This window comes from uncultured Campylobacter sp. (assembly GCF_938045775.1).
Lineage (GTDB): Bacteria > Campylobacterota > Campylobacteria > Campylobacterales > Campylobacteraceae > Campylobacter_B.
In genome coordinates, this window is record NZ_CALIBH010000115.1 from 1 (window position 1) to 10380 (window position 10380).

The following is a 10380-nucleotide window of genomic DNA, read 5'->3' on the forward strand; positions in this document are numbered from 1 at the left end:
AGGCCTCCAACGCGCTTTTAAAGACGCTTGAAGAGCCGCCTGCTTACGTAAAATTTATCCTTGCGACTACCGATCCGCTCAAGCTTCCAGTCACCGTGCTATCGCGCACGCAGCACTTTCGCTTTAAACCTATCGCCAAAAGCGCCGTCGTAGCGCACCTCGCGCAGATTTTAAAAACCGAAAATATCGCTTACGAAGAGGGCGCGCTTGAAATTTTAGCGCGCAGCGGCTCTGGCTCGCTACGAGACACGCTCACGCTCCTTGATCAGGCGATTATCTTTAGCCGCGAAGGAATCACGCAGCGCGCGATCGCCGATATGCTGGGCTTGCTCGATCCCGTTAAAATTGGCGAAATTTTAGACGTCGTGCTGCGCCAGGACCGCGCGGGCGCGATCGAGATCATCAAAGAGGTCGAAAACTACAACGCCGAGACGATAATCGACGAGATGATCGCAAATTTAAAGGATAAATTCCTGCGCCGCGACGCGAAATTTAGCCTGCTGATGTACGAGCGGTTTTTCCGCATTTTAGCGGGCGCTAAGAGCATGCTTGCCATCAGCCCGGACAACACCTACGCGATCTCTATGATGATTTTTATGATGATGGAGGCGGTAAATCTGCGCGAGATCGACGAGCTCATAGAGGTCGGAAGATCCCTGGATCAAAGCGAGGGCTATGCTTCTGCTTCGGCGCCGAATTTAAACGCGCAAAGCTCCGCGCCGAATTTCAAATCAAATTTAAACCAAAGCGCGACATTCGCGCCAAATAGCAAACCGGGCGGCACGACTTTTGCGCCGAGTGACGCAGATAGCGCGACAAGCGGCGTGCCGAGCTTTACTGCGAGTGCAAAACGTCCCGTAAACACGGCGCAAAACTCCAGTGCGGGCGATGCGGCAAAACAAAACTTCGGCGCAAGCAACGAGATCAAACCTGGCGCAGCGGCGCAAGCGCAAAATTCTAGCTCTTCCATCAAAACGGGCGCTCAAAATGAAATTTACGAGAATTTTTTAGCCAAAATTTACGACCGCGATTACGATCTAGGCGAGAAATTTAGCAAATGCATAGAATTTTTAAAGCTCGAGCGCGGCACATTGTATCTGCTCTCGCGCGCGCAGGGGCAGGACAGAGAGTACCTACGCAAGGGTTCGCGAGCGATCAATAGCGTGCTAAAATCGCTTTTTGGCGAGGACGCAAAAATCAAAATCGAGCAAAGCGCGCCGCAAAACGGCGATGATCCCGCCCAAAGCAAGCGCGATCGGAATTCCGCACGTGGCGCAACCGCTACACAAAGCAAGAATTCTACGCAAGGCGCGACTTCCGAATCCAGCGCCGATACTACACGCCCTGCAAATTCGACCTCACAAAGCCCTGTAAATTCCGCGTCGCAAAATTTTACTGAAAGCCCCACCTCTAGCAGCGTGCAAGACAATCCCGAATCTACGCAAACAGGCGAGCAAGAAAGCGAGCAGAGCTGTGCGCCGCAAATAAATTCCGCCGCAAATAAGGCGCAAGCCGCAAAATTGCAAACGGATGCGGGAAGAAATTCTGAGCAACAAAATTCGAAAAATTCTACTACGCAAAATTCTATGCAGCGAAATTCCGCGACGAATTCCAATTCGCAAAATTCCGCTTCAAATTCTAAGCTGCAAAATTCCAAAATTTCTTCAGGAGATGACGGCGGGGGGAAAGACGATCTGCTAAGATCCACCGATCCGCAAAACTACGCCGCAAAGCCCCGTGATACAAGCAAGAGCGTGCGCGCCGCCAAGGCAGGCCTCGCCGAGCTCGCAAACGGCGCACAGGACGGCAAGGAAATTTTGATCTCCGAGATGAATAGGCTTTTCGGTGAGCCCACCAAAATCACAGAATAGCGTTTTATGCGGATTAAATTTACTTCCGTGCGATTTTAAAATTTAAATGTGCAAAAGCGATTCCGAAATTTACGCTACGAAGCAAACCTGCACGATTTTAAAATTTTGATTTTTTAAATTTTTCCCCACTCCGCTCGGCGTCGCATAGGCGTTTGATATTTCGAAGCAAATAGCTTCGGCGGGACGTGCGCAGCAAAGAGCCGCACCTGCTCGCGCGAGCCTTAGGCGGATCCAAAAAGAGCGCGCGGTGCAGGCGGTGAAATTTTTAAATTTTAACGTAGCTTTATTTTTCATCATGCGAGCTAAATTTTATGCACCGGAATTCTGCGCGCCCGCATTTTTGGCACCTTGATTTTCGCCGCTTAAATTTTTAGCGCCTTGATCTTCGCCGCGAGAATTTTGCGAGGCGGGATTTTGCTCGCTCGCAGTTTCGGCGCTAGAGCTTTGCGAAGCGCTTTTGTTTGGATCGCAATCTGAAATTTTATCTTGCGAGCCGAGATTATGCTTCATCGTGCTTTGATCCAAAAGCTCTATTCGATCGAGCTTGCCGTGTCTTAGGCGCACCACTTTGTCGGCAAATTTACCGAGCTCTTCGTTGTGCGTGACCAAAAGCAGCGTCTTGCCCTCGCTACGAAGCGTCTGAAAGAGCTGCAAAACCACGCGCTCGTTGGCCTCGTCGAGGTTGCCCGTAGGTTCATCCGCGATGATGATGTCGGGATCATTGATGAGTGCGCGCGCGATGCAGACACGCTGCTGCTCGCCGCCGCTAAGCTCGCTAGGGCGGTGCGTGATGCGGTGCCCGAGCCCTACTTTATCAAGTGCCGCCTTGGCGCTGTCCTCGTCCACGCAGCTGTGGTAGTACTGATTCAGCATTACGTTTTCGACGGCCGTTAGATAGGGGATTAGGTGAAACTGCTGAAACACGAGGCCGATCTTTTTGCGGCGAAATTCTAAAATTTGCTCGTCGTTTAGCGCGCTCGCGTCGGCTCCGCCTAGGATGTATCTGCCTGCGGTGGGGGTATCCATCAGGCTTAGGATATTTACGAGCGTGCTTTTGCCGCTGCCGCTTGGGCCCATTATGCTGACCCACTCGCCGCTTAAAACGTCGAAGCTGATATTATCGAGAGCCTTAACCTCGCCGAAGTATTTGCATATACCTTCAAATTTTAAAATTTCCATGTCATTCCCTTAATAGATTCGCTAAATTTGGATTCAGCGCCTTTTTGATCGGATAGTAGCTTGCCGCGAGCGCAAAAATCAGGCTCAGTGCGACCGCCGCAAAGAGGCTAATCAGCCTAAAATCCACGCTGCTTGAAAATATCAGATGCCCCAGCAAGATCGCGAGCAGGTATCCCACGAATACTCCAGCTAGCGAGCCTGCGACGCAGACGGTTAAAATTTCGCTCAGGATCAGGTGGAGCAAATTTTGCTTGCTCGCGCCGATTGCGCGGATGAGCGCAAACTCTTTGATGCGCGAAAGCAGGATAGAGCTAAGGCTCGTGTTGATGCAGACCGAGGTGATCAGAAGGATCGTAATACCGATAAGAAGCATCAAAAGTTTGATTTTGTTTAAGATGATGCCCTGAGTTTTGGATACCTTGCCGATCGGAGCGAAGCTCATCTGCCCGTCGCTTAGGCTTTTTGAAATTTCGCTTAGCTGCTTAAAATCGCCGCTTACGATCGCTTCGGCGTAATTTACCTGCGCAGGCTGATTTAAAATTTTTTGCGCCAGCGGCAGCGAGATTAGCAGCATGCCGTCCTCTTTCTGCCCGTCATATACGATGCCTTTTATCTTTACCTTGCTCGTTTCGTTTGAGCCGATCGGCGTAATCTCGATACTATCGCCGAGCTTCGCGCCCAAAAGTTTGGCGAGATCTTGGCCGATGAGCGCGTTTTTATCGTCGAAATCCACGCCTATAAATGAACCCTCTTTAAGATCCAAAAACGGCATCGTATCACGCAGAGAGGAGAAATTTACCCCCATGATGATGCCTGAGTTTACGCCTAAATTTGCGCTGCCGAAAAGGTATTTATTCGCGCTTTTCAGTGCCGGGATTTTAGCGAACTTCGCATCAAGCGCCGCTTCGTCCATATGGGAATTTTCTAAATTTGCGGGGCTTACGATTAAATTTGCGCCGTAGCTGTTTAGCTCGCTGGCAACCTTTTTATCGATGTCGGCGTAGATATTTACGAACGCCGCGCAAACCGCGCTGCCTAGCATGATCGCGACGAAAATCACGAAGCTGCGGATGCCGCTGTTGATGATACTTTTAAAGATCGCGCCTCTAAAAAACGCGCCGTTATTTCCTACCATAAAGCACCTCCGCAGGCAGTAGTTTGATTACTCCGCGTAGCGGCAAGATCGAGCCGATAATGCAAATAAGAAGTCCAAAGACGATGCTAAGCGGAAAGACCATAAGCGAGACGCCGATAAAGGAGCCAAAAATTTGATACGCGATCGCCCAGCTAAGCGCGTAGCCCACGACTGCGCCCACGAGTGAGCTTGCTACGCAGATGACGAAAATTTCGGCGGCGAACTGGATATAGATCATAAAGTTACTCGCTCCTAGCGCCTTAAGTAAGCCGATCTCTTTTTTGCGCTTGTAAATTTCGCTGCTTAGCAGGCTCGTGATGCAGATACTTGAGATTAGCAGCGATAGAATGCTTACGACGCCCATTAAATTTTGAATTTTTTTCGTGATGCCGCTTTGAGCTTCGCTGACGCTAAGTACCGCCTTGGCGCTTGCATTTGGATACTCCTCGGTGATCTGATATGCGATGGAGCTTACGTATGCAGAGCAGTACCATGTGTCGTATTCTGTAGCGTCTAGATTATCGAGACTCCTTCTTGCCTTTACGGACAGATCGTCTTCCGGGATCGTCATGGCGCTAACTTCTGCCTTGGCGATGAGACCCTCTTTGTGCGTTAGCTTTTGTACCAGAGATAAATTTGCGATCAGCTTTTTGGCTTCATCCTCCGCGCCGTGCAAAATCCCAACGACTTTAACCTCATAATCTCCAAGCTTAACCGTATCGCCGATCTTAAGCCCCAGCGCGTCGCCTGCGAGCACTTCATTCTCGGCGCCGTCTTTTACCCACTGTCCCTCTACGCTCCAAAACGGATAGAGCGAGCGCACGCCCGATCTGAAATCAGGCTCGTCGCTAACGCCCACGTCCCTTTCAAAGTAGGTTCCCACGACGTCGTAATCTCCTGCGCGGGTAGTTAAAAAAGGCGCAAAGGCGGTGATATTGTTGCGCCAAAAAATTTCTTTGATCTTATGCAGCTCGCTCTCTTTTAAGAAATCGTCATTCTTAAGCGGCGAGTATTCGCGCCCGCCGATCTCGATGCTTAGGCTTTGCGAGCGCGGTAGCACTACGATATTTGAGCCGTAGCTGCGTAGCTCCTTAGCGACCTGATCGCCGATTTTTAGCGTGATATTTAGCATGCAAGCGATCAGCGAGACCGATAAAAATATGGTCAAAAACGCTAGAATTTTGCTATCCCTGGAGTTTAAAATGGAGGATTTGATGATGCGTAAAAACATTATTTAAGCTCCTTTAGCGTGCCGTTTTCATCTACATAGCGCTCGGGGTGCGCGGTGAAGGCGTTTGCATTCGCTTCGCTTTCGAAAAAGTAGGTGCGTCCATAGTAAAGATAGCTAAATTTAGAGGTGTTTAAAATTTCTTTTCTACTGACCGGATCGATCACCTTTTTATCCACAATCTCCGAGAAATAGGACGCGCCATCCTCGATCGTCTTAAGTGCGATGACGATATTTTGCCCCTCTAGCTTATAATCTAGCGGGATTGGGTTGCAGCCGCCCAGCTTGCCGACGCTAGGCAAAAATATCCTCACGTTGCAAGCGATGCAGATGAGCTCGTCGCCTTTTTTGATGTAGCCCATATCGCCGCAGATCGAGCACGCGTCAAAAACCGCGACCGGGGCAAATTTGTCCGTGAAGCGGTTTAGCAGAAAAAACCTGACCTTGTGCCCGTCGTCGGTGACGTAGGCAAAGCGGTGCAGCTTGTCATCCTTTACGATGTTTGCATCGATTATGAATTCCGCGCCTTGCGGCTCGATAATCTTAGGCTCGTCGATCGTAGGCGGTTTTGAAGCAACCAAGATATAATAAAGCCCCAAAAAGCTGATTAAAACCCCAAGCGATAAGATCAGGCTAAAATCTCTAAAAATGGCAAATCTGCCCGCTTTAACCTCTCTAAATTTTATAATGTCCGCTTCGCGAGGCACACGCCTTGGCGCACGCAATACCGTAAGCAGCGCAATTAGCGCGGCTATAAGGCAAAGAGCTAGCGTCAGATAGGAGTTGTTGTAGTGGATGATTTTAGCGATGACGCTTAGAAACTCGGACGAGCCGATCGCGTTTGAAAGCCCCTCAAAACCCTTCGCAGATAGCGCTTTCGGTGCATCCGCCTGGCGCAGATCAAGGCCTAAAAAGCCGATTTTAGCAATAAAGGCAAACGCCCATGCAAGAGCGAATGACGCTAGCTTTGCGCCCCTGCTAGCGCGCGCTAGAGCTGAGCGATAAATAAAATAGAATAAAATGAGCGCCAGTGCACCTAAAACAGCCATAAAGAGGTTGGTTAGGCTGAAGCTGTCCAGCAGCTCGCCGGAGAAAATTTTAAAATTCATCCCTATGAAGCGGTATTCAAATCCATACGCGCAACCAAGAGCAAAAATAACTATAGCGGTAAGATAGAATCGCTTAAACTTAAACGCAAGCAGTAGCGCGAGCAGCGCTAAAAGTGCGAGCGCATCAAATACGATCTTGCCCGTATCGGCGTTTGCCGAGCGCGCAAATGCGCTAAAGCACAGCGCCCCGAATGCAGCTCCCAAAAGCGCGGGCAAAAACGATGCGCTGATAAAACGCCTGCCGCCCAGATACGCGCTTAAAAACGCGAGTGGAAATAGAGCCAAGCTAACGTGATAAAAAAATATCGTCATTAAAAATCCTCATCGAGCCTAATGCGCGTAAATCGCCTATACTTGCTTAAATTTTAAAATTTTAAAACCTACGCCATTTTGTAAATTTTAAAATTTCAAATCCGCTTACAAAAAGTTCTCAGCGATAAGAGTCGCCCGCAAAGAGAAATTCGACTCGCTATTGCTTCGGTTTTGTCTCGCTCTTGCGGCGCGCTAAATTTTAAAATTTTAAAATTTTAAGCCTCTTGAAATTTTAAAATTTTGCCGCAGCTAAAAGATTCGTAAGCTTAAACGCATTGAAGCAAAACGATGTTCTTTATCTACGGTGTAACATTTAAATTTAAACGGGCTAAATTTAACCGCCTTAAATTTAAAGCGTGCGGCTAAACCCAATACCGCTAGAGCTCCGCCAAAACGGACTCGGCGGAGCCTGCTACGATTTACTCTTTAGGAGCGCCTGTGTATTGGAAGGTATATTTAACCGAGAACGGCTCCCACCATTTGCCTACGCCGGTCGCTTTGTCTGCGTGGCGACCGAATCCGTTGGCGCTTGGATTTTCGATGTTGTAGGTTAGCTCGTAGTTGCCTACACCGTTTACCATCTTGATATTGGCGCCGTAGTGAGGGCCGTCGCTAGCTACCATCGGCATGAAATTTCCCTTTTGAATCTTACCTGTGTCTAGGTTTTTAAGCACGTAAGCGATCTTTAGGTAAGGGATCCACTCGCCCTCGCCAAATCCGTTTGCGTTGCCTTTGATAGCGTGGATATCCGCCTCAAGGTGGATGTCTGCCTTGCTAGGAGCTAGATCGATGCCTTTAGGCTCCATATCGATAGGCTGAAGATAAACTGCCGCGATCTCCATTCCATTTTGCTCAATCGGCTCTCCGATCGGATGTTCTCCTGCCATTGCTATAACAGAGGCTAGGCTTAGTGCCAACATACCTGAAAAAATCTTTTTCATCTTTTCTCTCCTTATTAAGATTTGTTTTTTTGCTTATTTTTTAAGATTAAAATTCCTACGATTAGAAGTACGATCATCACCGCTTGCGGCACGAGGCTCTGGACGTAAGGATAAAATCCGATCCACGTAATCGTTGGAAGCCCATCAATAACGGTAGGCACGAATACCTTGCCCTCGACTAGCTCCATCACGCCCTTGCCCACGAATACGACGGACATATAAAAGATAATGACCGATGTAGCGATGAAAAATGGCTTGATAGCGATTTTAAGCGAGAATTTTTTGATGACGATATAAACTATGATAAGAGCCGCCAGACCCGCTACGAAGCCTGCTGCTACCATGCTGGTAGCTGCCGGACTTTTGGCATCGAAAAGTAGTGCCAGATAAAATAGCACCGTCTCTGCGCCCTCGCGATAAACCGCTAAAAATACCGTCCACCAAAGCATCTTGCTATCGCCAGAGCTTAGGCTGTTTGAAATTTGACCTTGGATATAGGCGCTCCACTTTTTGGAGCTTGCATTTGAAAGAAGCCAAAAGCCCACATAAAATAGCAGAACTACGGCGATTAACATCACCGCGCCCTCCATCACTTCGCGCGTTTGTCCTGCATTTTCGCTACCGAAGATATAATTCAACCCATAAGCCGTAGCAATACTTAGCACAACCGCGACGCCAAGAGCGCTGTAAACGATATTTAGGTGCTTTGAATTGCCGGATTTTATAAGTAGAGCGATGACCGCGGCTACGATGATGAGCGCTTCAAATCCTTCGCGCAAGATGATGATAAACGCGTATAAGAATAGATCCCAGTTGCTTGATTTCTTCGTTAGCTCTAGACTTTGGGTGAGCTGATCAAATAGCTTGTTTTGCGCCGCTACAATCTGCTCTTTGGAAGCACCCGCGCGCATAAGAGCTGAAATTTTATTAAAGCTTGCTTCGGTGTCTAGCTTAAGCTGAGTATTTTTAGCACCGACGATATTTTCCATACCGCTCTCTTCGTATTCGTCGAAGTAGATATTGCCGCTTTCGTCAATCGCATCATCAACCTTGCCGCTTTCGTAAAGTTGCAAAACCTTAGCCATTTTGTCTTTGATATTTTGCACAATCGGCGTAAAATCCTTGCTCTCATCCTCACTAGTATCGCTTTGTGCTAACGCAGTCTGCGGCGCTATGGAGTAGCTTTCTTGCGGCAAATCATTTACAGCTTTTAATGCTAGATTATCTAAAGCGTTTATCGCTTCGTCAAATTTTGATTTGTCCGTATCCGCATCCTCGCGCAAGAGATTTCCTATGATCTGCTGAATTGATTGATCAGTCTGAGATGAGACATATTTTCGAACCGCCTCCTCTAGACGTTCGTTGCGGTAGATATCAAATTTCGCGCGATTTAGCGCAGCTTTTAGTGCAGCAGTGTCTTTTTTATCAAACGCAGCTTTAGCGTTATCCAGCTCAGTTTTAAATTCCGTATAGACGCTCATCCACGGCGAGGTCGTACCGGATGCTGCGGAATTCCCGCCTGAGGTTGGCGCAGAAGTGCTGCCGTCGCCTCCGTCTTGATACTCGGCTACGAGACGATGACCAGATTCGATCGCAGGCAGAACCTCATCAATCTCGCGATTTAGATTATCGATCATTGCTTGGATCTCATTTAGAGGCTTTTCAGCTTTGATCGCTTTACGGATATCGCCGAATTGCTTCTCCATATCGTAGGATTTTTTCTGTCCCAAATTTATGCGGATACCAGCTTCTAGATTTTCGAAATGCCCAAAATACGCCTCTTGAGTTATCTTTCTAGCCTCAGAATTATTACCATCGACATAAAGCTTGATCGCTTGAGCAAATTTCTCTTTTATCGTCGCTGCTTCGGCGCGATAATCCGTATCCGCAAAAAGCATAGCAAGCGGAAAAATTAGAGCTAAAAGCGCAAATTTAAAAAATTTCATCTGAACCTTCTTGAGTTAAATTCATACATTAAATTTCAAAATCGAGCGGCAATTATATGTAGAAAAATCTTAAAAAGTAATAAAAAAAGCGGTTATCATAAAGCACGAAAGCGGCTAAATTCTCAATTGCAAGAGCTTTTTGATAGATGGAATTTAATAGAATTTAGGATATGGCGGAATTTTAAATGGCAGTCGGATTTTACTCCGACTGCTAAAATTTTAATGAAGTTTCGACCAAATTTTGCTTTTCCAAAGACCTGCAAAAACAGAAAGGATCAAGAAATAAATCATAATATTTATGGTTGTAGCTTCACGCTCGGCTTTTTTGCTATCGCCTACGTCAGCTAGATATTCCACGACCTTGGCTTCAGCGTTTTCGTTCAAGCCTACGCGCGGCATCGAAGTGCCTGGAAGCTTCTTTTGCGTATCATTGATAAACTCGTGTAGATAGTTGGCGCCCTTGGAACGGATCATCATCGAAAGATCAGGAGGCATCGAGCCCATATACGCAGCCAGGCTAGCCTTGTCGCTGGATGCAAAGAGCTTATCATACTTGACATCGTGGCATCTTAGACAAGCATCCCCAAAAACCGCCTTGCTTAAAAGGAATTTTTTCTGCGCTTCGTTTAGTTCGGTGCCTTGCTTGATGCCGCTAGCAG

The 10380-nt window shown here is 47.7% G+C and carries 7 protein-coding genes and 2 pseudogenes; 1 reads left to right on the top strand and 8 read right to left on the bottom strand.

Annotated features, from left to right (window positions below):
- The coding region (locus Q0238_RS04340; RefSeq protein ID WP_297943231.1) for a DNA polymerase III subunit gamma/tau at window positions 1-1871 on the top strand (1871 nt) is incomplete at its 5' end.
- Window positions 1872-1940: 69 nt separating this feature from the next.
- On the opposite strand, the gene Q0238_RS04345 is transcribed toward Q0238_RS04340, so the two are convergent.
- From Q0238_RS04345 to Q0238_RS04380, 8 genes and pseudogenes are all read right to left on the bottom strand, one after another.
- Window positions 1941-2165, bottom strand: a complete 225-nt coding sequence (locus Q0238_RS04345; RefSeq protein ID WP_297943233.1) for a hypothetical protein — start codon at window positions 2163-2165, stop codon at window positions 1941-1943.
- A gap of 246 nt (window positions 2166-2411) precedes the next feature.
- Window positions 2412-3050 (bottom strand): annotated as a pseudogene (locus tag Q0238_RS04350) (ABC transporter ATP-binding protein); the annotation flags it as partial.
- 1 nt (window position 3051) lies between these two features.
- Window positions 3052-4185 (bottom strand): FtsX-like permease family protein, encoded by a 1134-nt coding sequence (locus Q0238_RS04355; RefSeq protein WP_297943235.1) that lies wholly within the window; start codon window positions 4183-4185, stop codon window positions 3052-3054.
- A complete protein-coding gene (locus Q0238_RS04360; RefSeq protein WP_297943237.1) occupies window positions 4172-5416 on the bottom strand; it encodes an ABC transporter permease in 1245 nt (414 codons plus the stop codon). Before Q0238_RS04360 ends, Q0238_RS04355 begins: the two co-directional genes overlap by 14 nt.
- A complete protein-coding gene (locus Q0238_RS04365) occupies window positions 5416-6834 on the bottom strand; it encodes a Fe-S-containing protein (RefSeq protein WP_297943239.1) in 1419 nt (472 codons plus the stop codon). The genes Q0238_RS04360 and Q0238_RS04365 overlap by 1 nt, the downstream gene beginning before the upstream one ends.
- Before the next feature lie 419 nt (window positions 6835-7253).
- The gene (locus Q0238_RS04370) at window positions 7254-7775 is read right to left on the bottom strand and encodes an iron transporter (protein ID WP_005869331.1); all 522 of its coding nucleotides are present in this window, start codon (window positions 7773-7775) and stop codon (window positions 7254-7256) included.
- Between the two features lie 14 nt (window positions 7776-7789).
- Window positions 7790-9721 carry an FTR1 family protein gene (locus Q0238_RS04375; protein ID WP_297943240.1) on the bottom strand — a complete coding sequence of 644 codons (1932 nt, stop codon included), beginning with the start codon at window positions 9719-9721 and terminating at the stop codon, window positions 7790-7792.
- 219 nt (window positions 9722-9940) lie between these two features.
- A pseudogene (locus Q0238_RS04380) lies at window positions 9941-10380 on the bottom strand (cytochrome C); the annotation flags it as partial.